Source organism: Oscillatoria sp. FACHB-1407, from assembly GCF_014697545.1.
Taxonomy (GTDB): domain Bacteria; phylum Cyanobacteriota; class Cyanobacteriia; order Elainellales; family Elainellaceae; genus FACHB-1407.
In genome coordinates, this window is sequence record NZ_JACJSA010000004.1 from 135,529 (window position 1) to 159,226 (window position 23,698).

A 23,698-nucleotide genomic window follows, 5' to 3' on the forward strand; every position below is an offset into this window, starting at 1 on the left:
AGTCGCTACTTTCAATATCACTCCGGAGAAGTTTCATGTCAGTTTACGTAGGAAATTTATCCTATGAAGTTACGCAAGACGATTTAACGACTGTTTTCGCTGAATATGGCTCTGTACGCCGTGTTCATCTACCTCTTGATCGTGATACTGGTCGTCCTAGAGGCTTTGGTTTCGTTGAAATGTCGAGCGATACCGAAGAGGATGCTGCGATCGAGGCACTAGATGGAGCCGAGTGGATGGGTCGTAGTCTCAAGGTCAACAAAGCAAAAGCACGCGAAGAAAGACCTCGTAGTGGTGGCGGCGATCGCAACGGCAATAGCTGGGGCAACCGCAACCGAGGTTACTCCTCTCAACGTTACTAATTAGTCTTTAATGGTTGAAGGGTGAGCGATGGCTCACCCTTTATTTTTATGGAGTCTCCTGCCTGTAGGAGATAGGATCAGAGTGAGGGTACTGCCTTCTACCCTTGAACTGTTTGCCTAAAGCGATTTGGGCTAATGCTAAATGCCTGTGAAAAATATCGAGTTAAATGGCTCTGACTGTTAAAGCCACAATCGAGAGCAATGTGGCTGATCGGCAGGGTTGTTTGAGTCAGCAACTCTTTTGCTCGAAGTAGGCGACGCTCCATGACAAAAGCATGAGGGGAGTGTCCAACGGCTACTTTAAACGATCGCGCAAAGTGAAATTGAGTCATGCCAATGACATCCGCTAATGTAGCGAGCGAGAGATCTTCACACAAATTAACATCAATAAAATCGACGATTTGTTGGATCTGATGGGAAGTCAGTTGATGTGTTTTAGGTGCGGTCGAGCGAGACGATAACGCGAAAATGGTGTGAACTGCAAATTGCCCTGCTAGAGTTTCTGCATAGAGTCGTCCATGACCCTCTGTAGGATTAGATGCAATCAATGTTTGAGCAGCACGGGCGATCGCCGTGACATGTGGATCACGCAGATTTGACTGTCGATGCAGTGTAATTGATTGATGGGGCGCAACATCTTGAAGATACAGCGCAAAGAACTCTGGAGATACCGCAAACACGAGATAGTCTCCACCTTGCTTCGATTCAGAAAAGGTTTCACATCCCGCAGGAGTAAAGGCAAAGGTGTTGGGGTGAGCGTGATACTCTTGCACGCGATCGCTATCAAACGAGTCATGCCCAGTTTGACCCTCCAGCGCAAACCCCAAAATATGCCAGTCGGGACGATAACGCACTGAATAAGGCTGTTTGGGACATAACTCGATCAAGACGCGATCGCTAATAAGGCGTCTTCCATAAATGGGGGGTAGGCTCTGGTGTTCCATAGATGAGGGCATCGTAGCAAGATTTTGAAAACCTGCTGAATTTTGAAAGACGAGCTTAATGGCTAGATCCTATCCTCAACTTAACCTCATCTCGCCAGGTGTTTTGTAAGGCGTTTCGCAAAATGCCCCTACCCTAGCAATCTTGTTAATGGAGAACAACAAATGACACATTTTCCAGAACAACTGCGATCGCTCCCCAAATTCGATGGTCCTTTTGATGCCTTTAAGTTAGAAGCTAAAAATTGTGATGTTCTATTTGCATCCTATCCATCCGGAACGGTGATTCCATCCCACACCCATGACACCGATAACGTTGGCGTGATTACTCAAGGGGAGTTAATTCTCATTGTGGATGGTCAGGAAACCCGCTACAAACCGGGCGATTGGTATCATGTGCCTGCACAAAAGCCACATGCGGCTCGATTTGATGAGACTACCTCTGAAATCGAATTCTGGTTCTCTGCTAGAGCGGTTTAGTCTTGTCAGTATCGCGATCGCAACATGATGCTATAGATTTGGAAACAGATGCTATAGATTTGAGATCAGTGGCGATCGCTGAAGGAAACTCTATGCCCTACGTCAACATTCAGATCACTAAAGGTGCAACACGAGAACAAAAAGCTCAACTCGTAAAGGAAGTGACGGATTCACTGGTACGAATTCTCGGTAAGAAACCCGAACATACGCATATTGTGATCCAGGAAATTGCAGAGGAGGATTGGGGGTTTTCGGGTCTGCTGACGGACGATTGGAAGAAACAACAAATTTCTTAAATGCTGAGGGGAAAAGCGTTTGACAGTGTGATGATGATTTAGTTGCAGAAGCACACTATCAAACGCACTGTCCCGATCGAAGGAATCAATGTTATGAATTGATGACTAAAAATGAGACGCCGACGGCTCCGTAAAAGGTTTCTGGTGTGGGATTGCGTTGTTGATCGACGGCAACACCTTGACCTGAAAAAATGCGTGTAATGCGAAAGCGATGATAATTCCACAACAACTGCGTGAGTGGAATGTAATGAACTTCGTGACCCGAAAAGAGAGTGCGATCGAGTTCTGGCAGCGCATACCAGGGACACTTCATCAGTTCATGATGTGCGTTGTGATAGCCAAAGTTGAGTAACAACACATTGAGCCAGGGATGCTTTAAGGACAACACCGTTGAGAAAGTATTCTCTTGCTCGTGAGCGCGATCGCGATCGGGTAAGGGTTGGTCAATCGGAATCACTTCATAGGTGTGCTGGAAGGCATCCATCCAGCGCAACACCGTAATCATGCCGATGTATGCCACGAAATATAGCAATAACGCTTTGAGTGAGACGAATCCTAACAGCGTAAATAAAGCACCTCGAATGAGCAGAATAGCAACGATGCGCGATCGCTCCTCCCGACGATCGGCTCGCCAAAATGGAGCCGTCAGCGATCGCCACTGCAACCACAGCGAAATCACTGGAAAGTAGAGCCACTCTAACGTTAAGATGCTGTTTCGCACCCAGGAGGGCATCTGCTGAAGTGCTTTGGGCAGATCAAATCCGGCAAAGTCTACCCGATTCACATGATGACCGATGTGTCGTTTTGCCAGATCGTCAAACCGTCCATAACATCCGCCATTCAGCCACAACATCACATCGCCCCAGAACGCATTCCAGCGTCGCCCCACAAAGATGGAACTGTGCATGAACTCGTGACTCAAATAGGCGGAGTAAATCAGGCTGTGAGTTAAGACCACGACCCCCAATGCATTGAGCCACCCATTAGGTAGCAGCAATAGAGCAATACCACCCACATAACTAGCGAGGGTATAGAAAATGGCGATCGCATTTAACACCGGTTTTTGGCGATGCAAAAAGGAGGTGAGATTGACCTCAACGGCAGTAACCATAGTTTTCTAACACTTCAACACAAGACTGGATGGGACATCCCATTCACCGAGTGTAAGACACCCACCCCTGAAAGGACAGAACGCGATCGCACAAAGTTACCATTCCCTAACACGAGTATTAGTTTATTCGTTGCAGATCAGCACATACTGTCCGCCAACGGTAGAAGTTTCCAGCAACCGATGAGCTTTAGCCGCTTCTGCAAGAGGTAAGCGATCGCAAATAATCGGCTTAATTTTCCCTGTATGAAGTAAGTCAAACAGGGTTATCAGATCCTCCCGAAACCAATCTGGATGCTGCTGTTTTAACTGAGTGATGCTGTAGAACCTGACGTGGCGATCGCTACGCAACCATTGCAATAGCGTTAACACAACAAAGTTGAATCCCAGTTTTAACAATCGCCCCTGTTTAGAGTTCATCGCCGAACGGAACCCATAATTGATCAACCGTCCTCCATTGCAAAGGATTTTGTAAGAGCGGATCAGATGTAACCCGCCGATCGCATCCAGCACCACATCCATACCATTCTGGGTGAGTGCCTGAATACGAGTCACAAAATCCTCTCGTTGATAATCGATGGGGACTGCTCCCAGTTGAGCCACCAATGATTGCTGTGTCGTTGGCGCAGTGCCATACATCTCTAAAGCTGCCAGCTTGCCAAGCTGCAATAGAGCGGTGCCTACACCGCCCGTTGCCCCATGAACCAGGAGGCGATCGCCCGATTTGACCTGAGCCAGTCGATGCAGCAATTGATAAGCGGTGACATACTGCAAAATCAGACAAACGGCTTCTTGTGGGTCTACGGTTTCCGGCACTGGAACCAACTCAGTTGCAGGCAAACAAAGATATTCACTGTAGCTCCCAACCACAGTCAGGGCTGCAACCCGTTGTCCAGCATGAAGGTCGGTTATACCTGTACCCAGTTTGTCTACGACCCCGACCAACTCATAACCGGGGGAGAACGGTGGCTTGGGAATACCCGGATACAATCCCTCCCGGACTAACACATCGGTGTATGCCACACTCGTTGCCAAAATTTTGACTCTCACTTCACCCGACTCAGGTTCTGGAAGTTCATCTTCTACAAACTGCAAGACTTCAGAACCCCCATGTCGAGCGAGAACAATGTGTTTGTATTTCATTACAAATGCCTCCCCAATGAACGTCACGGTTGATTGCAAACGTCACGGTTGATCACAAAGCAATGAGCATTATCAATTCATAATCCCAATCAATTCATAACCCCAAAGCAGCCAGCATGAATATCCCAACCATTAACGCGGTTAACAGTGCAGTGCTAATGTCCAAAGTCGGTTGAGCCTCTTCCTCCGGTACAGGTGTTTTTTCATGAAACTTGCACTCCGGATTCAGACAAATCCATTCACCGTTGTCTCCGAGGATGAAATCATGCTTTCCACATTTTGGGCACTCTGCAACTATGTCATCTCTAGGCATGATCGTCGTCTCCTAGAACTGGATTGATGCAAACTTACGGCGTCCTATGAGTTCTCACACTCTCACAATAAAGCAACACTTTGAGGAACTTGTGAGGAGAGAAAAATTTAGAATACCAATTTGAATTGGCTTCGCTGCACAGGATTCCGTAAGGGCGTTTCGCGAAACGCCCCTACCCAGTGATCTGCCACAATCAAACATTCAATCGGTAGAAGAAAGAAAGCGAACAAGCCTTCGCTCTATCTCATCCGCGACTAAAGTGTGCTCTAGTGGTATGAAGTCTGTCAAAGCAGACCGAAAACGAGTTTCAGCCCACTTCAGTGAACTTTGTGGATTAGCCCGCCATTGATGCGCGAGCGGGTGGAACGGGTGACAGACACACTTCAATTGACACACCCTGGTGTTTAATCTTTGGGATGAATGAGTTGCAAACAGGATGCTCGCACTGGTTTAAACGATTCGCCTGAAGAGAGTGTGAGCGTCTCGCTCACGCCTATGTCAGGACAATCATCCTTCTATTCAGCAACGCCCAAAATTCCTATATTGGAGCAGCAATACCTCCGACGCTTCACCCACTCCCTATTCCCTACTCCCCACCCCCTTCTACTCAAAGGGCTCCCAAGCGAAAGCTGTAATCGTTGTCTCGACCAGCACTTGTAATGCGAACGTAGTAGACACCGGGTTGAATATCGTTGGCGAAAAAACTAGCCGTTCTACCAGGAAGGATGCGTCTAGAGAGGGGAAAGCCCTGTTGCCTCACGACCTGCCCATAGCGATTGACGATCGCCCCAATCATGGGAGTACTCGATGAGTTTGCCCACCAGACAGCCACAGTGCTGTTGTCGGTGAGTTGAAACCGGAAGAAATCGGGGTCGTTTCTGCCGACGGAGTCATCATATTCAAAGCTGCCCCGAAACCGCCCCAGGTTAAAGGCAGTTCTCAAGCGGTTGCCAGGGTCGATCGGGTCGCGAAAGGGAGAGTCTGAAGGCAACTGAGTCAGTTGGAAAACACTCGTCCGTCGGGCTGAGATGGGTTTTGGAGCAAACATTTGCACCTGTTGTAGTCCGGTTTTATTCCAGGGTAAACCATTGCGAAAAAAAACCTCTGGCGCGAAGCCAGAGGTTCAATCAGGGTGCATCTACCATTCCCTTATTCCCTTAATGGCAGAAGCTATCAGGATAATTTTCAAAGAAATTGGATTGGATTGACCACTCGCAGGATTGCAAAAAGCACGACCGATAACCCAACAGCGGCTGGAATCGTGACAAACCAGGCAAGGGCAATCTGTCGCAGGGTTCCCAGTTGAATGGCGTCACCGGATGGAGCCTGAGCCCGTTGCATAAAGCCAATGCCCACAACCGCCCCGACTAAGGCGTGAGAGGTTGAAACCGGAAGCCCCAAATAAGAGGCGGTCAGTGTTGTGGTGGCAGTCGCGAGTTCAGCACAAAACCCACTGCTGGGTTGCAGGCGAGTAATGTTTTCCCCAATTGTGGTGATCACATTTTTTCCCCAAATGGCAAGACCGAAGACGATTCCGCCACCGCCCACCACCAAAATCCATAAGGGAATTGTGAGGTTACCCAGAGGTACATTCCCCGTCGCTTGCAGATGGGCGATCGCCCCCAGTGGTGCAATGGCATTACCGACATCATTTGAGCCATGAGCAAAGGCAACAAAACAGGCACTTAAGAGCTGAAATCGAGCCATGATCCGCTCTGAGGGAACCAGGGTTTTACCTGGCTGAGGGGAAGGGGGTATTGGTTGAATCTGACGCTTTGCCACACGCCACATTGCAAGGGTCAGCCCAACACTGGCGATCGCCCCCACGAACAATGCCCAATCATGACCCGGCAGGTTGAACGGTAATTGGGAGAGGGGTAGGGCTTGAGCCAACGGTGGCAAAACGATGAAGCCAAACACAGTGACTAATCCCGTACTCAACCAGGGAATCCATTCATACAACTGTTGCAGCGGATTGGGCTGTTGCACAATCCAACGACTCACCAGACTATACAACCCGGCAGCGATCGCCCCACTCACGACAGGAGTCAGCACCCAGGTGATAGAGATAACCCCAATCGACTGCCACTGCACCGCGTTGAAGCCAGCCGCGATCCACCCAAAACCAGCGATCGCCCCCACAATGGCGTGAGACGATGACACGGGCAATCCAAATGTTGTTGCAATTTGTAACCAAATTCCACAGGTTAGCAGAGCTGCCACCATACCTAATGCAAAGTCAGTGGGTACGGAAGCAAACAACGTAGGATCAACAACAGTCTCAGCGAGAGTGGTTGATACTCGTTGTCCCAAGAGCATGGCTCCTGCGAATTCTAAAACCCCAGCGATGATCAATGCCTGTCGTAGTGTGACTGCGCCCGATCCAACGGAGGTACCCATCGAGTTGGCAACGTCATTGGCTCCGAGGTTTAAGGCAACATAAAAAGCAAGAAGAGCCGTAAAAAAGAGAAAGATCATCCTACGTTGGAGTTATACTCATTTGGTTCTACCAGATGTAGAGTAGTGTTGAGCAACTCACCTAAGGAACAGAGGCGATCGCATGACGCATCTTCTGACTAAATTGCTGGATACTTTGACCTGGGAACCCCTCGAAACGCCAGAGTCTACTGACCCGACATCAGAGATATACATTACTCATCGTGGCATCTTAAAAGTAGATGATTTTGAAATTTATTGTTATCGCTGTTCGGATGGTGAAGTTGCGTTCGACTGTGAAGACATGGAACGCTTTTTGCGTGGATGTCATCTCTGTGATCATCCCAGCCAGTGCCCCGCCTGCAATCCCACTGACAATGAGAGAAGTGCTGGCATTCGGGAGGGTATTCGCTGCAACGAAGACTTTGGCACAGAGCGAGAGCTAGCGTCTTTATGAAGCCGTGCTTGCACTTCTACTCAAGGAACAGCGATCGCCAATTTGCCCACTCGTCCCATTCGGTGTCGCTGAAGTGGCTTGCGTAATTAACTCGGTTGTTCCGTCAGAGCGAGTCACCCAGCCCTGTGCTTCTAGAATTGGAGGTGTTGCCGTTACGTCGGGTTGAGCGATCGCCTCCACCGGAGAGGGGTTGTGCATCGTGCCTTCCGCTTCCTGGTCTGGTGTGGCTGTAGGGGGTGACAAATCTTGCCAAATGGTGTTGGGCGTAAGCGGATCAGTAGGACTGCGCGGCACGCCCCCTCGTCCTGCATTGACAAATCGATTCTCGCGACTACTGGCGCGACAGCCTTGAGCCAGCGGTGGGGTAGCAAAGGTGTTAGGCAGTTCTGGGGTTTCATCGACATCAACATCAGGCGTGTCAATGTTAATTGTTCCGGCAATGCCTGTCTCAGAACTGGCGTTAATTTCGCTGACAGGAATGCGAATTGGCGACTCATTGACAGTTAACCCAAAGATGCCCTGCGCAGTAACCTCGATCTGCCCGCCATTGCCCTGTTCAGCACTGGCAATAATGTCACTGTTCTCAGATGGGATAGCAATAATAAATCCCTCGCCAGCATTAATCTCGATGTTACCGCCATTTGCGCCATCCCTTGCTAAGGCTGAGAGTGTACTTCCATTTCGCAGCGTCAATTGCTCCAGATTAGTGAGACGAATCACCGCACCCACACGCCGATTGATCGGGCTACTAATGCCAAAAGCATCCCCTCGTTCAGCCGTTAACTGCCCTTGATCTAAACGAATCCTACTGGCATCTACCGTTAAAATGCCAGCTCGCCTCTGGGCACTGCTTACAGAAACTGCTGCCCCCGACTCCAGCGTGACCTGGGCTGCTCTCAAACTCAAGTTTCCGGCTTGACCTCCCTGGGCGGACTCCACTGCCAGCGTGGAGCGATTTTGCAGATGGATCATGCCGTTAGCCGCATCGACAATCAAGTTGCCTGCTAGCCCCGATCGTGTAGAGGCAGAAATAGTGCTGTTGTCCAGGTGCAACCGCTCCAGACCATACAATCTGATGTTGCTGTCAGCTTGGCTGAACAGGTTAGATGCCGAAATCTGCGATCGCCTCTGGAGTGTAACCTGTCTTGCATTGAGGATGAGATCGCCTGCATCGCCTGTATCGGTTGCTTCTGTTGTGATGCGGCTGCGATCGAGTTCGATCAACGGCACTGGAGCTTGATTGGTGTTAATCGTTAATCTGCCCCCCTCACCGCTTACGGTAGAAGCCGAAATTTGACTGCGATCGCTCAGTCTTAACCGATCCGCGATTCGCAGCCTAATGTTTCCATTTTGACTCGAGACTGTCTCAGCCAAAATTCGCCCCCGATGATTCAAGTCGAGCGAGTTGACGTCTACGGCCACTGTGCCTGCCTGCCCTGTACCCGCACTGTTGGCAGCAACCTGTGCTCGATTCCAGATATGAAATCGTCCGGTTGTAACTGCAATGTTGCCCCCCTGTCCGGTTGAGTTGGGGTCAGTGTTGGCAAACAGCCCAGTATGGTTGCCATTCAAAGTAATGCGATCGCGCACCCGCAGAGCAATGCTTTGAGCATTACCACTGCTGCTCGTGGCTGAGCGGATTTGCCCTCCTTCGGTGGCAGTGACAGCATTGGCGGTAATCGAGATGCTGCCTGCGTTGCCCTGTCCGGCAGTACTGGTGCTAATTTGGGCGCGATCGCTGAGTAACAGTTCAGTAGCCCGCAGGTTGATCTGATTCCCATTGCCGATCGCTCCCGAAAATACCTGAGTCGAAATCGTGCTGTTTAGACCAGAGAGGGCGATCGCCCCATTTGCTTGAACCGCAATCGGCCCGGCATTACCCCGTCCTAACGTTTGAGTTTGGATAAACCCTCCGTTGCGGATGGAGAGTGTTCCTGTCTGAATATTAATCGCTCCACTGTCACCGCTTGATCCAGGAGCCACACCGCTGAGAATGGAGCCGTTGTTGGCAATCTGCGTGTCATTCCGGATATTGAGGCTAATGGTTCCAGCATTGCCTTGTCCAAAGGTAGTCGCCGCGATCGCCGCTCCATCTTGAAGGATCAAGCGTCCAGCTTCAACCCGAATATCACCAGCATTGCCAGTTGAACCTACTGTCGTCTGGGTAAAAACTCCGCTAGGGTATACATCCCCTTCCGCTAAATCAGGGCTCAACGGATTACCAGAGACAATATACCCACCTAGATAGGCTCCTGTCGGAACACGAGATATGCCTGACACTCCCCAAACAACACTGGGACGTTCTCCTGGAGGTAGGGTGTTCGCCAATTCAACTGTATCAGACGCATTGAGCGTAATAGTTCCTCCTTGTCCACTGCTATGAGTAGACGCAGAGAACTGCGATCCATTCGTCACAGAAATATTTCTAGCCGTGACTTGAATATCTCCTCCGCGACCTGGGCCAAAGGTGTCACTCGTCACAACACTACTGACAAAAAAGGGAGTGCCAGTAAGAGTAACATCCGTGGTTTGTGTAAAAACAGTTCCATCACTAATGATCGTAATGTTGCCTGAACCTGCTCTACCGGTGGTGTTTAGAGACGGAACGGCTAAGTCATCTCGACTCCTCAAATAAATTTCACCACCGCGATTGCCTGTCGTAACAACATTGGTAGGTGTATTGAAAGGGGATATCGCATTTGCAACGGAGTACGAGTACGAGTAAAGTTTTGATGCAATAATGCGACCATTAGGAGCTATAAAACTGATAGCTCCGCCATTACCAGCAGATGATGCAAAAGAACCCGATGTGGCACTCACAGACCCGGTCGGATCAATCTCAATGTTGCCATTTTGGGTAGTCAGTGTAATCGCTCCAGCGTTGCCGGGGCGATCGATGCTATCGGTATTGGAGGAGAGACGGAGAACTGAAATATTCCCCCTCGTTGTTAAGCTAATATTGCCACCGTTTCCAGCAACAGAGTTAGATCCGGTAGACGAATCAATCGAAAGAAGATTAATATCACCTCCTCCTATAAACACGACGTCTCCACCATTTCCAGCAACAGCATCAGTAGCATAGGAAGAAGTGATCGCACCACCACCAGAAATATTGCCATTTGGAGCAGTAATCTGAACCCGTCCACCATTTCCAGCCCTGGAACGAGCGACTGAGCGTGTATCAACTGAGAGGTTGACAACGTTGCCACGATAGCTAATCAAATCAACTGAACCAGGATTACCTGCTGTTGAAAAGGGAATAACAAAGGCAGGGGATGCAAACGTTGATGTATCCAGGGTGTTAGCGATTGAAATAGGTAGAAGAAGTGGATTAAAGATGATATCGCGATCCGCAATTACAGTAACATTGCCACCATTACCTGTGGAGTTCCTGGCAGAAGAATAGGAGAGTAATTGGTTCAACAAAACAGCACCATTTGGTGCCTCTAAACGAACATCTCCACCGTTTCCAGAATTATGTGCTGACGACCAGGTATCTAAATTTCCAATCGTGATATCGCCATTAGCGGTAAAAAGATGAATGGCTCCACCATGACCAGCAGAGGAAAAGCCCTGAGCATCCAACGGATCTTGTCTGGAACAAAATGTAGTATTGGCACAGGCAACCGCGTCTAAATTGCCAGTGAGAATATTACCGTTGGTTGTAATCCGAATCGCACCACCATGACCAGCAGAAGAAACATCAGCGTCAGCTCTTGAAGTCGCAAAGATATCACTAGTAATCACATCTCCATTCGCCGTAATCGTGACCTCTCCAGCGTTTCCAGAACCAGAAAAACTAAAGGAACCTGAATTAATGAATGATGTCACTACACTGCCATTGGGAGCAAACAGACGAATGGTTCCGCCATTGTTACTGGATAAAGAAGAGGAAGAATTGGTGCTAAGAGAACCAGTGGTAATATTACCTGTGGTAGCGACAAGATCAATGTCTCCTCCCTCGCCTGCATTGGTATCAGGATTGCTACAAAAGCCGATTTCTCCGCAGCGGGATGCATAGCCCTCCCCCAGAAGGATATCTCTGTAAGCTGTGAGGGCGATCGCCCCACCACCGTTGATCCCATTGGTTGTGTTGAGGAATCTCCCATTCGTTGTAATACTACCAGCCGAGCTAGTTAGTGTAATAGCACCACCATGGGTTGTGATGTCTTGCGTACTGATATCGCCCTGGCTCTGAAAATTGACCAGCAATCCTGCATCAGGAACGGTGGTAGAAACGGTTCCAGTTCCAGTAATGCTTCCACCTGCATTCAGAAACAGAGCAGGCTGAGTGGGATGTACAGCTGGATCAATTCCATTAATAACTACAGTGCCATAGTCGATATTGCCACCTGCGATTACTTGTAACGAAGGTCCTGTGTAGTTCCCAACACTGTAGTTCCCTCCGACTGTAAACACAGGATCAACTCGACTGATAAAGTTGCCCGTTTCGCCCGATAGAGTACGAATCGAAAAATCGCCACCACTGGTTATATGGGCATCTAGAGCGATTTGACCGTTACTACTTAGAGTTAGATTATGACCACTTTGTAGTGCAGGTTGAAGTGGATTTACAGCAAAAATATCAACGCCTTGATTGCCTTGAATCGTAAGATTACCACCCGATCGCGCTAAAAATGAGACACTCTCTCCCGATCGCACCCGTACCGTATTCTGTGCCTGCAACGTCAGATCTCTGCCTGCTTCCAGTTGCCCCTGTAATTCCAAATTAGTTGCAGCTAAGGTTAGATCTTGTCCTACAGATAAATGCCCAGCGTTGGCGATCGCGGCATTATTCGTCCCATACTGCAATCCAATCGGTACATTGACAGTCAACAAAGGTGAAGCTTGCGGATTGCTGGCACTAAAAACAAAGTCATCATTAAACAAAACACTGTCAGCAGTACTCGCCACAAACGAACCCCGCACATCTAACGATGCGTTGGCACCAAACACAATGCCATTGGGATTGAGAAGAAACAGGTCTGCATTGCCCAATACCCCCAACCGTCCCAAAATATCAGAACGACTGCCTCCCGTGACTCGACCAAGAATTCGCTCTACGCCATTGGGATTGGCAAAATAAGCTTGCTGTCCGTCCGGAATATCAAAATCTAAAAAACTGTGGAACAGGTTAGCCCCTCGTCTGGCTCCTCCTTCAATGAGTTCAGCCGATCGCCCATTAACGGGGGACGTTCTCACGGTTGATTGCTCCGCACCCAACGAATTGTCAGGAATCACCTGAGCCTGTGCGATCGCAGGCAGTAGGGCGATCGCTCCAACCGTTACACCCAATAAGGAACGGTGTAACCGACGAATGGGCAAAACATGGGGCATCATTCAACTCGAACCGACAACGAACTTGCTCAACTCTACACCAGAAATTTTTGAGCGGCACTGATTCTAAAGAGAGGTTCGCAAATTAACTCGTTGGGTGAACCAGGGGCGATCGCTCCAAACCTCATACCAATCTAAACAGTTGCTTACGTAGGTTGGGTTGCGAACATAACCTAACAAAAACAAGACTAGCGTTGGATTTCACAATGTTCAACCCAATCTACAAAAAGATTTTTCAGTGATTTTTCAAAATTCTTTCTGCACTCGTGCATAAACCCAAAATGCTGCCCGCAAGAGGTGGCAAGAGATGAAATGCAAGCCTCACCAAACTTCAAAAGACAACTTTTATCGGTAGGCAACATTTCAGAACTACACACAATACACAACACACAACAACGGAGAACAATCATGGCAGTTATTCCTGGAACCCCTGGCAATTCACCAGAAACTCTTCGAGGCACTGGTGACGCAGATATCTTTTTAGGTGACGATAGCAACGAGTTAATGTTTGGTGGTGCTGGCAACGATCAAATGTTTGGTGGTGCTGGCAATGACTATCTTGAAGGTGGCACTGGCGATGACCTGATGTTTGGTGGTGTTGGCAATGACGGTTATGTTGTCGATAGTCTACTCGATCGCGTTTTTGAGGGAGCAAATCAAGGAGAAGACTATATTGCAGCTAGCATTAGCTACTCCTTAGAAGACCTTAATAACGTTGAGAATCTTTATCTATCAGCTGCTACTAACGCTAACCTGGATGGCACTGGTAATAACTTAGACAATATCGTCGGTGGAAACCAGTACAACAACGTTCTAAAAGGGTTGTCAGGCAATGACAGGCTCCTGGGCAGGGAAGGTGACGACACACTAGATGGCGGCACTGGCAATGATGATATGGATGGAGGAATGGGTGATGACACCTTTATTGTCGATAGTCTTGGCGATCGCGTTACTGAACGAGCTCTTGAAGGATTTGATACGGTTCGTTCTACTATCAGTTACACACTTGGTGATCACGTAGAACAACTGTTTTTGGAGGGTAACAGCGACATTAACGGCATTGGAAATAGTTTGAATAACAAGATCGTAGGAAATGCAGGACGTAACCGATTATTCGGTTACGAAGGTCACGACGTTCTTGAAGGTGGAGAAGGAGCCGACATCCTCGAAGGTGGCTTAGGCGATGACTCGTTTGTTAGCGTTGATGGTCTAGACACCATTATTGAGTTGGCGAATGAAGGCACAGATACTGTTTACATGCCTGTTGACTATACATTAGGGGCAAACTTGGAAAATTTGGCTCTGTTTAGAACGGCTGTCAGAGGAACAGGTAATAGTCTCGATAACGTTATTACGGGCAATAGAATAGGCAATGTTAATAACATCTTGGAAGGGGCTGAAGGCAATGATGAACTGATTGGTTTAGCCGGAGACGATTTCCTGGATGGGGGTGTAGGGAACGATCGCATGGTGGGTGGCGTTGGCAATGATACCTACGTCTATACCGCAGGCGACACGATTGTAGAAGCCGCAAACGAAGGCACTGACACTGTTCTTAGCTCCACTGACTATACCCTTGGTGCCAACTTAGAAAATTTGACCCTGACCGGAACGGCTATCAAGGGGACAGGTAACGCTTCTAATAACGTCATCACAGGTAACGCTATCAACAACCTTTTAGAGGGTGCGGAAGGCAATGATGAACTGATTGGCTTAGCTGGAGATGACTTTTTGGATGGGGGTGCAGGAAGCGATCGCATGGTGGGTGGCGTCGGCAATGACACCTATATCTACACGGTAGGTGACACGATTGTAGAAGTGGCTAACGAAGGCACTGACACCGTTCTCAGCAACTCCGATTACACGCTGGGTGCCAATTTGGAAAACCTGACTCTGACTGGGACTGCATCGAAAGGCACGGGTAATGCTCTGAGTAACATGATTACGGGTAACGCGGCAGCCAACATTCTAGATGGTGGGGCTGGCATCGACATCTTAATTGGTGGCTTGGGCGACGATACTTACATCGTGAGCGATGCAGCGGATACCATTGTAGAAGCGGCAAATGCAGGAATCGATACGGTTATTGCCTCGACTAGCCATACCCTGGGTGCAAACGTAGAAAACCTGATCATGAGTGACGCTGGCAAAACCAGAAACAGCAGCACCATGAAAGGGAACGACCTGAATAACATGCTCGTGGGAAATGCTGGAGCCAACACCATGAGCGGTGGTGCAGGGAAAGACACACTGATCAGTGGTGGCGGCAGAGACATCGTCAGTGGCGGCAAAGGGGCAGACCGATTTGTCTTCTCGTCTCGGCTTCAGGGAGGCGATCGCGTCCTTGACTTCTCCCGACAAGAGCGAGATGTGCTGGTGTTTGAAGCTCCTGGCTTTAGAGGACTCAAAGCAGGCAAACTGAAAGCATCGCAGTTTGTTCTGGGCAACAAAGCACTGGATAAGGGCGATCGCTTTATCTACGACCAACGACGCGGTACGTTGTCCTATGACTCCGATGGTTTAGGGGGTGCGAAGCAAACGTTGGTTGCAACCTTCACCACGAAGCCATCTCTCACCGCTAGAGATTTTGTCATCACTGCAACGTCGTCCTTCTAGGGGCGATTAGCTCCGCAACAGCCGAAGGCACCGCGCTTTCCTAAACTAATCTCTCCTTAGTTGCAGCAGAGTTCACCCCAGGTGGGCTCTGCTTTTTGTTGAGTCATCCCTTCAATTACCGCAGAACAAATCATATCAAATCCGTTTAATTAACCATCGTGACTGTAGGGGTGGGTTTTGCTGTTAAACCTCGCTGAATTCAAGTGTTGCCCGCTAAGCCCACTCGTACACTATTGGGTCATTGATCCGGGACTAATATTATAGCTTTGGGCAGAAAGCTTAAGGTAAAGACAATGGCTCAAACCCTGATTCTGGGAAAGCTTCCTGGCTCACCCCCACCTCATTGAATGTGGCTACGGCTATAATATCGATTCAACCAATAGCCATTACAGGGCGTCGGTAGAGACGTTTTGCAGAACGCTCTATGAAAGCATTTGTGCATGGTCTGAAGTTTGAAAAACGGTGTAAGTAGCGATCGCCTTTTGCATCCAAATTGATCAACAAAAAATATCGTGTGTTCAGCTAGGTATAGCTTACAACACACGATATTTCATGTTATGAGATATGAGATTTTAAGTTTAACGAATTGACCAAAGTAATTTTTGAGCTTCCCAAGCACAATTCAGTATTTGAAGTCTAATGTCTTGTGAATAGTGCTTGAAGTAGCTTTGTTGTAGTGACCACTGAATGAATGTCTTTAATTGAGCTTCTAAATCTGTAGATAAAACGTGTTGATGAGACGCACTGATATATAAACTCTGAACATCTAACAGATGTTGCTTTTGGCTCAATTCGTTACTCTTAATTAATGTCGCTAAACAAGCAGGTAAAGTACTAACTGGGGGCTGTATCATAGCATTCTCGTTTTCAGCTAAAGTGAAGTGGATGAGGCGAGATTGAGAGTCAAACCTATATTTTCAGTACGGTTTAGGGCTTTCATCAATCTGTTAATCGCTTTTACGGGCAGCGATCGCCCAATATGCAGCATCCAACTTGATATTTCACAAAGCAAATTTGGCGTTGTTGATCTTGAGGATGAATTAGTCGTGAGCAAGATGCTCGCACTGGTTTAAACAATTTGCCTAAAGGGAGTGTGAGCGTCTCGCTCACGTCTGTGTCAGGGAAATCACCCCTCTATTCAGTAACACCGCAAATTCGTGCTTGGTGGTTATACCAATTTGAATTGGCTTCGCTGCACATGATTCCGTAAGGGCGTTTCGCGAAACGCCCCTACCCAGTGATCTGCCACAATCAAACATTAAATCGGTATTAAAACCGCTGCTAACCGACCTGCGTCAGTTCCTATGGCCCTACGCATATGCATTAGGACATAAGGGGGTGTGGGAGCTGCGCCCCCAGCCAGGGGTTCCACCCCGTCCTAACCTTAGTGAGTACTGCTATAAAACTTTGATTGAAGAGGATTACAACCAGTTGCCAATTAAGACGTAGGGTGCCCAGTAAATCGGGTGCCTGTAGTTAGGGTCACGTAATAGTGCGAGTTGTGCTCGTTGCAGAGCCTCCGCTTTGGAAACCGTTGTATCTGCTAACTCTTGGTAAAACTGGCTAATAAAGCGAGCAGCAGATTCGTCGTTCAAAACCCATAGGGATGCCAGGGTGCTACGGGCACCTGCTTGAACAGCGATTCCAGCTAAGCCTAAAGTGGCACGAGTATCACCTGCTGCGGTTTCACAAGCACTCAAGACTAACAACTCAATGGGGTTGGAGCGTGTGTCATCGCTGTTTCGTAGCAGACTACTCAGTTCATTCACATTGATCGGTCGATCCCACGCCAAAATGAATGTTTCATCAGCCTTGGAGCTAAATTGCCCATGCGTTGCTAGATGAACAATGGGAAACGGCAATGCATCAATTTGGGTCTGTAGGGCTGAACTGGTAAAGGCTTCATTCAACAAAATCTGGCTGGGCAATTTGGCTTTAATTTCATTCAGCTCATTCTCGACATTGACGAGCGCACTAAACCCAGAGCGTTCCTGGGTCAATCCGGCAGCCAATACTTCTAGCTGGTTCTGACTAAGGGGTTGAGGGTTGAGGAGTTGTAATCCGGGTGCTAAAGCCAGGCTGTATTGCTCAATCAAATAGCGATCGCCATCATAAAGCGTTGCCATGGGAATATTTCGCAGTGCGCCATCGAGCACAAACACCAAGGTTTTAGAGGCATGGGTCGCCAGTTCAGTTTCCAGGGGACGAATCAACCAGTCATACAGGCGTTGTCCTAACTGTTGTCCTTGTTGGCTGGTCAGAGGTCGGGCTAACTGTTGCTGCAATTGGGCAACGGCTTGTTCAATCTCGGCTTGTGAAACAGATGCTGTATATTGACGAATCGGTTGCTGTGGCAGGCTTAGCAACACTTCCAGGCGATCGCTCAAAACGATGGGATAGATAACAGCCGTGTCGGTCTGATCAATCTGATCAATCGCAACTCGCTGACCATCCAGGCAAGCCGCTCGAAAGAAATTATCTAACTCGGCTAATTGGAGCGACTCGATCACCTGACGCGCTTCTTGTAGGTTGGCTTGAGTTGGCTCCTGCTGGGAGTTGGGCGATCGCTGCAACAGCAAATCCACCAATTCTCGGTAAACAGGTTCGACGCTGTCTCGAAAGGAGAATTGCAGATCAGAACTGGTAGCAATCAAATCTCGGCGAATCGATTGAAGTGTATCAAATGCCGCTCGATAGGCTTTAAGTGCTTCTGATGGTTGTTGCTGCGCTTTCAACAATCGTCCTAATTGCCATTGCCACTGGTAAGCCACATCCGCTGCATTGACCGATTGTGCCATGAGCAGGGCTTGCTCGGTCAGGGTTTGAGCCTCTTGCCATTGGCGTGTGGTTTCGTAAACGTGTCCCAACTGCCCCAACGCATAAGCCTCTGCTCGTGAGTCGTTGAGTTGTTTAGCGTGCTGAATCGCGATCACCAAAATCTGTGCCGCTTTAGAATAGAGAGTTGTTGCATCGGGTTGTTCGCGTTGGGCGATCGCCACAACCTGTTGGGCTGCATTAATCCGGGCATAGATGGTGTCGCGACTAGGCGACAGGGCGTCGAGTTGGGTTTCAATATTGGGCAGTAAAGCTTGAGCCTGTGACCATTGCTCAGTTGTGATCAACAGGTGAAGTTGATTGAGTTGGGCTTGCACACGAGTCAGGGCTGGAGCCGACGGAGTGGCTGCCCGTTGATAGAAGGTCAGGGCAGCGGCTAACTCTTCTTGGGCTTGAGCGATGTTACCTAAACTCAGTAAAGCTGTGCTCTGCAATGGCGGCAGGTTCAACTGCTCAGCGATCGCCAGACTCTGCTCTAGCTGTTGGCGAGCCTGATCCAGATCGCCGACCGTGCGTAGTATCTCTGCTAAGGTTTGTAGCCCGATCGCTTTGAGTTCAGAATCTGGCTGTTGTTGCAGCGATCGCTCCACCTCACTCAGCGTGCGTCGGGCTTGCAGATACAACCCCAAACTTTGCTGCGCCTGTGCCTGGTTGATTAGACTCCCAATGTATCGCTGGGAATCATTGGCGGCGGCATAGAGAGTTGTTGCTCGTTGCCACGAGGTTAAGGCGTCCTCAATCTGTCCCTGAGCAAATTGCAGGCTACCCTGCGTATTCCAGGCTTGAGCCAAAATCAGCCGATGTTGGGGATTCGACGAAATCTGCTGGTTTTGCAGCAGAGCCATACTCGTGGCGATCGCGGCTTGTGCCTCAGCCCATGCCCCCAACTGTTGGTGCGCCAGGGCTAAATAACTAGAAGCCAAGGCTTGCTGCACGTCGTTGCCTTGCTCCTGATAGGCGATCGCCGCTTGTTCCCATGCCTCGACTGCTTGGGCAAACCGTCCATTCTGATAAGCATCTCTGCCCTGTTGTATCGAGTTTTCGGGAGCGATCGCTACTGCTGTGGGAATGGAATTCCCCTCAGATGAGGATATCTGCGATCGTCCCTCGGTTCCATTAGCGAGGCTATCTGGAATAGTAAAGGAGGTTGCACGTCCCATGACCAGCAACAACGACAAGCTCACTCCAATTAGGGTCCATGCGATGAACCCAAGCAATTGAAGCAAGATACGACTTTGTTTCATTCAAGACTTATTGCGGGGGACGGGGCAGGCAGCAGCTTGTTAACGGTTGAGCCGCTAACGGCTCCAGATTACCCTGACGCAACAACTCAGTCCAGCTTGTGGTGAATTGCGGTTGATTAGCTGCGGTCGAACGTAGCATTGCCAACGTGTTGAACGCATCATACCAAATGCCCTGAGCCGCATATAGATTGGCTCGTTGTAGGGGCGTTGCAGAGGTTAACTGAGTCTGCTGAGTGGGGCTAAGTGCCACCCGTTGAAGAGTGCCACTGACTGAAACAGAGGCAAACGGACGAGCCGGATCGCAAAAAACAGCCAGAGTCCATTGATAAGACTGGTTAACTTCTAAGGCATTAGCAGTCGTGGGAATCGCGATCGCCATCAAGCCAGATGCCGTATTCGGAGAGGTAAAGCGGGTGCTGTAAACATCGCGATCGCGACTATCTTGGACGGTCAATTCAACCTCTGTATTAGTCGTGAGGGGATGGGGCAGATAAAACCAAAGCGTGGGATGAGCAGAGGTCGTCAATCCCCAAACTTTGCCATTTGTGATGGGTACGACAGCCGTTAGAGATTCGTAGTTGCGGCAGGGGCCTCGACTGGCTCCTCCTCGTTGTCGTCCATCGGGGTTGCCAAAATCCGGTGGGGTAGGGGCATTAAAGATCAGTCGGGTGGGATGGGTGGATCTCGTGGAGGGAGTGGATTGAGACCACACGGGTTGAGCAGCCATTCCGAGACTAAGACTCATGGTGGTGAGGGCCCAAACTGCGGCGGTGAGTCGGTGAAATAACCGGGGGGACGGCATAAATTCGCTCCGAACAATTAAAAAGGGGGCTAATGAACTTCACATTTAACTACACCCTCTGGTTCAAACTTTCGTATTCATCGAAAAGTTTTTGATTCCGGCAAAATACTAAAACATCACAGTTCATCGATCGCGTCTGGATCAATCCCCAGCGATCGCAACCGTTCAGCCAACCTTTCTGCTCGTCGCTGTGCTTGTTCTGCTTCTGTTGGAATCCAGTTGCCCTCCGCATCATACCAGCGCAACCATTGGCGAGTAATACCGCGTTGCTCACCCTGCCACAGCCCTAAACCAATCTTGAGGCTGGGCATCCAGATTCGAGGCTCTGACAAATCGAGTGCTTCATACTGTCCAGAGACCAGCGTAAAGACTTGCAGTTCGTCGGTATAGCGGTTGAACACCACATAATAAGGCACTCGCAGGATCTGCTCATAGACTTGCCATTTGGTGGGTGGACGGGAATCCGTTTCTCGTTCAGTTCTGCCTAAATCTTCAGCTTCTGTACCCGGTGAAAGCAGTTCCACAACTACGCTGGGACTGACCCCCTCTTGCCACATGACATAGCTGAGGCGCAAATCTTGCTGATCATACAACCGAGGCACACCCACGACAGCAAACCAGTCGGGACGCTTGTGCCATAGAGGATGGCGCACGTCATAGTAAATGTTTAAGTCTCCAGCAGTAAAAATCTGGTCAGCCGCATAGTCACTCAGCCGAAACGTCGCACTAAGGAGTTGGGGTTGGAGATAGTGATATTCGTCAGGCAAACCAGGTTCATTAGGATCTTCACTCGGAAGATCATACATGGTCGGTAGTGTTTCTCGTGGCGATCGCGGTGGATCAGTTTGCTCAACGTAGGGTTTTGCCGAAAACATAGAACTTGCAACACCTTAACCAATTGTCTCTACTGTATCGCCTTTCCCAATTCATGCTTTAGGTTTGAGGTAATGGGTCACCGCCCCAGTCAGGACAACGGCGATCGCCCCTGGCACGAGAGGAACCCAAACTCCCTGAACTAGTAACATCAGACTCAGAGCCGTAAGCACCCCCAAGGCAACACCACCCGCTATTAGCTGAGCTAAAGGCGATGCGAGATGTTTCCTCCAACGAGATAGTCGTCCGTAGATAATGAGACTGCCGCCCACGCCTGCCCATGCCAAAATCCACAGTCCATCCTGCCACCAGGCCCAAGTCGTCAATATCGGGCGTTTGTCGAGCACTGCGCTGATCAGCTGGCTAGTCATTTGGGCTTGCAGCATCACCCCCGGAACCCGTTGAGTCGGTCCAGACCCGTAAGGGGTTAACCAATAATCGCCTGTTCCGGGAGCCGTCACCCCAATCAGGACAATGCGATCGCGAATGGCATCCGGATTCACTTGCCCCGACAGCACATCCGTCAGTGAGACTTGAGGAGCGATCGCCCCAGGAGAGGAGAGCGAACGGTAATTGAGCAAAAGCTGGCTGCCCCGTTCATCCAGGGTTTGATAGCCTCCTGCTGGGTCAACCAGTCGAGGAAAGACCGTCTCACCGAGTTGAAGATTGCCCTCTGGGGTGAATTGAGGTGTGATGCCGGACTGCTGCAAGTACAAGAATGCCAACCGAGCATTAAAGGCATAGGGCGTGGTGCAGGGCGAATCGGGATCGGGAGTCATAACCACCAGATGACGCCGCAATACCCCATCGGCGTCTTCTAAAAAATCGCTGAAACCAACTTGATCAGGCACCACTTCTGGAGGGGGAGCCGTTCCGGTGGGGTCATCCACTGGATTGCTGCTCTTGCAAATGGCAACGAGACGATCGCGGCGCAACCGCTCTGCCAAACCAGGCTCGTCAGAACTCACCGAAAAATCGCGGTATACATCCAGACCAATCACAGAGGCTTCATACCGTTCCAGCGTCTCTAATAGCTGATTGAGGGCTTGATCCGAGAGAGAGCCGCGCCGCTGTTCGGAGTCCTGGCGTTGAATGTCTGCTTCACTAATGGTGACGATCAGAAACCGGGAGTCGGGCGGTTCAGTTGGTCTGAGTCGTAGCAACTGATCAAAGGCTGCTAATTCCAACGGTTGCAGCAAACCTAGCGATCGCACCCCAATCACCAAAGCGGTGGTAATGGTACTGGTGAGCACCGTCTGCACCAGATTTTGCCAACGCGGAGCACGACCCGTAGAAACCTTACGCGGAAATAAGCGAGAGGTTGATCGCACAGGCTGTTTAGGAGCTTCACCCTGCCACTCCTGCCAGGTTTGCGGTAATTCGGCTGGATTTTGACAAATCACGGGCAACCAGGTAGCGCAGGGAAACTCGCTTTCCAATCCCTGGAGTCGTTCACGGGCTTGCCGCACTGCCAGATAAAGGGATTCTCCCGCTGAAAAGGCAATGAGAAAATGCTTCAAAAACTCCTGGGCGACCCGATCGGGAACAGGTTCTCGCATGACAATCACCTGTGGAATGTGCAGATCTGCTAAATCCCACGCGAGTCCTAAGCCATCGCAGGAGTTAAACACGGCTAGCCTCAAGCCACCGGCGATCGCCTGCTTTAAGCCATAGCGCAACTGTTCCAGCGTCAGGCTATCCGTGGGGTTAATTTGAATCTGCCCATGCTCTCCACTCGAACTGTGCCCCGCAAAAAAGAGGATGTCCCACCCCGGTTCCCACAATTGCTGGTTGAGGGCGTCCCGATCGGGTTCCACCAAAAAGTGCAGGTCGGTATTGGGCAATTGTTCTAGTAACTGGCGATCGCGGTTCACCTGAATGCCGCGTGAATCGCCTAAAATCGCCAAAATTTTGACGCGAGAGCGGGATGTAGGGGCCACCGTTTTGACGGAGCGGGTATAGTCAGGCAGACTGAGAGCCAGTTCTGCTTTAGGGTAGTCTTCAAAAAATTGCCATTGAAACCAGGGCAGTCGCAGCAATTGACGATTTTCAGCGGTAATGATGCAGCGGATATCGTTTGCGGGATTAAGCTGAGTCCGAAGTTGTCGCTCTAACGGCAAAAAAGAAGGAGCCGTCAGCCAGGTATTCAGACATTGGTGCAAGTCCTGACAAATCTGATGAAATTCCCCCTCCGAAATATGAGTGATGTCGTCTTCGTCGATTTCAATGTCAAAGGATGGGTTTCGCCAACCCTTGTAGGCGTACAACGCGGTATAAAGCTGTTGCCAATGGGCATAGAGCGTTCCAAGTTGGGGCAATGCCGGTAAGCTGCCCGTGAACTGCATCGGGGCAAACCCATCCGATCGCCACAGTTGAGCAACGACCATGGGACAACCCTTCTGCCAGTCGCCACTGCCTAAATTCAGTACCAGTAGCTCAGCCACGATCGCCCCCT

General features: G+C 49.6%; 16 protein-coding genes. 5 read left to right on the forward strand and 11 right to left on the reverse strand.

Annotated elements, in window-relative coordinates:
• Positions 1-35: 35 nt before the first annotated feature.
• Entirely contained in the window at positions 36-362 is a 327-nt protein-coding gene (locus H6G89_RS08755) for an RNA recognition motif domain-containing protein (RefSeq protein ID WP_190505042.1), read from the forward strand.
• A 98-nt stretch (positions 363-460) separates the two neighbouring features.
• Here H6G89_RS08755 and H6G89_RS08760 read toward each other — a convergent pair whose 3' ends face one another.
• A complete protein-coding gene (locus tag H6G89_RS08760) occupies positions 461-1,318 on the reverse strand; it encodes an AraC family transcriptional regulator (RefSeq protein ID WP_190505044.1) in 858 nt (285 codons plus the stop codon).
• Between the two features lie 150 nt (positions 1,319-1,468).
• Here H6G89_RS08760 and H6G89_RS08765 point away from each other — a divergent pair, with 150 nt between their 5' ends.
• Positions 1,469-1,783, forward strand: a complete 315-nt coding sequence (locus H6G89_RS08765; protein ID WP_190505046.1) for a cupin domain-containing protein — start codon at positions 1,469-1,471, stop codon at positions 1,781-1,783.
• 38 nt (positions 1,784-1,821) lie between these two features.
• Complete coding sequence (locus tag H6G89_RS08770) at positions 1,822-2,079, forward strand: tautomerase family protein (protein WP_199336618.1); 258 nt, start codon at positions 1,822-1,824, stop codon at positions 2,077-2,079.
• 91 nt (positions 2,080-2,170) lie between these two features.
• Here H6G89_RS08770 and H6G89_RS08775 read toward each other — a convergent pair whose 3' ends face one another.
• The 5 genes from H6G89_RS08775 to H6G89_RS08795 form a co-directional block, all read right to left on the reverse strand.
• Positions 2,171-3,190 (reverse strand): fatty acid desaturase family protein, encoded by a 1,020-nt coding sequence (locus H6G89_RS08775; protein WP_190505048.1) that lies wholly within the window; start codon positions 3,188-3,190, stop codon positions 2,171-2,173.
• A 123-nt stretch (positions 3,191-3,313) separates the two neighbouring features.
• Positions 3,314-4,330 (reverse strand): medium chain dehydrogenase/reductase family protein, encoded by a 1,017-nt coding sequence (locus tag H6G89_RS08780; RefSeq protein WP_190505050.1) that lies wholly within the window; start codon positions 4,328-4,330, stop codon positions 3,314-3,316.
• A 94-nt stretch (positions 4,331-4,424) separates the two neighbouring features.
• Positions 4,425-4,643, reverse strand: coding sequence for a hypothetical protein (locus tag H6G89_RS08785; RefSeq protein WP_190505052.1), 219 nt, complete (start codon positions 4,641-4,643; stop codon positions 4,425-4,427).
• A gap of 607 nt (positions 4,644-5,250) precedes the next feature.
• Entirely contained in the window at positions 5,251-5,691 is a 441-nt protein-coding gene (locus H6G89_RS08790) for a hypothetical protein (RefSeq protein ID WP_190505054.1), read from the reverse strand.
• A gap of 137 nt (positions 5,692-5,828) precedes the next feature.
• Positions 5,829-7,121 carry an inorganic phosphate transporter gene (locus tag H6G89_RS08795; RefSeq protein ID WP_190505056.1) on the reverse strand — a complete coding sequence of 431 codons (1,293 nt, stop codon included), beginning with the start codon at positions 7,119-7,121 and terminating at the stop codon, positions 5,829-5,831.
• Positions 7,122-7,203: 82 nt separating this feature from the next.
• On the opposite strand from H6G89_RS08795, the gene H6G89_RS08800 reads away from it, so the two are divergent.
• On the forward strand, positions 7,204-7,536 hold the full coding sequence (locus tag H6G89_RS08800) for a hypothetical protein (protein WP_190505059.1): 333 nt from the start codon (positions 7,204-7,206) through the stop codon (positions 7,534-7,536).
• Here H6G89_RS08800 and H6G89_RS08805 read toward each other — a convergent pair.
• A complete protein-coding gene (locus H6G89_RS08805; RefSeq protein WP_190505061.1) occupies positions 7,531-12,876 on the reverse strand; it encodes a two-partner secretion domain-containing protein in 5,346 nt (1,781 codons plus the stop codon). The two genes, H6G89_RS08800 and H6G89_RS08805, sit on opposite strands and share 6 nt — an antisense overlap.
• Positions 12,877-13,281: 405 nt before the next feature.
• On the opposite strand from H6G89_RS08805, the gene H6G89_RS08810 reads away from it, so the two are divergent.
• The gene (locus H6G89_RS08810; RefSeq protein ID WP_190505063.1) at positions 13,282-15,489 is read left to right on the forward strand and encodes a calcium-binding protein; all 2,208 of its coding nucleotides are present in this window, start codon (positions 13,282-13,284) and stop codon (positions 15,487-15,489) included.
• 1,421 nt (positions 15,490-16,910) lie between these two features.
• Here H6G89_RS08810 and H6G89_RS08815 read toward each other — a convergent pair.
• The 4 genes from H6G89_RS08815 to H6G89_RS08830 all read right to left on the reverse strand — a co-directional run bounded on the left by H6G89_RS08815 (position 16,911) and on the right by H6G89_RS08830 (position 23,687).
• Positions 16,911-19,484 (reverse strand): CHAT domain-containing protein, encoded by a 2,574-nt coding sequence (locus H6G89_RS08815; protein WP_242059878.1) that lies wholly within the window; start codon positions 19,482-19,484, stop codon positions 16,911-16,913.
• A gap of 91 nt (positions 19,485-19,575) precedes the next feature.
• Positions 19,576-20,313: a DUF928 domain-containing protein gene (locus H6G89_RS08820; RefSeq protein WP_190505067.1), complete on the reverse strand. Its 738-nt coding sequence runs from the start codon at positions 20,311-20,313 to the stop codon at positions 19,576-19,578.
• A 173-nt stretch (positions 20,314-20,486) separates the two neighbouring features.
• The gene (locus tag H6G89_RS08825; RefSeq protein WP_190505069.1) at positions 20,487-21,245 is read right to left on the reverse strand and encodes a Uma2 family endonuclease; all 759 of its coding nucleotides are present in this window, start codon (positions 21,243-21,245) and stop codon (positions 20,487-20,489) included.
• Between the two features lie 51 nt (positions 21,246-21,296).
• Complete coding sequence (locus tag H6G89_RS08830) at positions 21,297-23,687, reverse strand: CHASE2 domain-containing protein (RefSeq protein WP_190505071.1); 2,391 nt, start codon at positions 23,685-23,687, stop codon at positions 21,297-21,299.
• Positions 23,688-23,698: the final 11 nt, after the last annotated feature.

Bases quoted from the DNA above. Each gene is read 5' to 3' on its own strand.
- H6G89_RS08755 (WP_190505042.1), top strand. From the start codon at position 36: ATGTCAGTTTACGTAGGAAATTTATCCTATGAAGTTACGCAAGACGAT.
- H6G89_RS08760 (WP_190505044.1), bottom strand. From the start codon at position 1,318: ATGCCCTCATCTATGGAACACCAGAGCCTACCCCCCATTTATGGAAGA.
- H6G89_RS08765 (WP_190505046.1), top strand. From the start codon at position 1,469: ATGACACATTTTCCAGAACAACTGCGATCGCTCCCCAAATTCGATGGT.
- H6G89_RS08775 (WP_190505048.1), bottom strand. From the start codon at position 3,190: ATGGTTACTGCCGTTGAGGTCAATCTCACCTCCTTTTTGCATCGCCAA.
- H6G89_RS08780 (WP_190505050.1), bottom strand. From the start codon at position 4,330: ATGAAATACAAACACATTGTTCTCGCTCGACATGGGGGTTCTGAAGTC.
- H6G89_RS08785 (WP_190505052.1), bottom strand. From the start codon at position 4,643: ATGCCTAGAGATGACATAGTTGCAGAGTGCCCAAAATGTGGAAAGCAT.
- H6G89_RS08790 (WP_190505054.1), bottom strand. From the start codon at position 5,691: ATGTTTGCTCCAAAACCCATCTCAGCCCGACGGACGAGTGTTTTCCAA.
- H6G89_RS08795 (WP_190505056.1), bottom strand. From the start codon at position 7,121: ATGATCTTTCTCTTTTTTACGGCTCTTCTTGCTTTTTATGTTGCCTTA.
- H6G89_RS08800 (WP_190505059.1), top strand. From the start codon at position 7,204: ATGACGCATCTTCTGACTAAATTGCTGGATACTTTGACCTGGGAACCC.
- H6G89_RS08805 (WP_190505061.1), bottom strand. From the start codon at position 12,876: ATGATGCCCCATGTTTTGCCCATTCGTCGGTTACACCGTTCCTTATTG.
- H6G89_RS08810 (WP_190505063.1), top strand. From the start codon at position 13,282: ATGGCAGTTATTCCTGGAACCCCTGGCAATTCACCAGAAACTCTTCGA.
- H6G89_RS08815 (WP_242059878.1), bottom strand. From the start codon at position 19,484: ATGGGACGTGCAACCTCCTTTACTATTCCAGATAGCCTCGCTAATGGA.
- H6G89_RS08820 (WP_190505067.1), bottom strand. From the start codon at position 20,313: ATGAGTCTTAGTCTCGGAATGGCTGCTCAACCCGTGTGGTCTCAATCC.
- H6G89_RS08825 (WP_190505069.1), bottom strand. From the start codon at position 21,245: ATGTTTTCGGCAAAACCCTACGTTGAGCAAACTGATCCACCGCGATCG.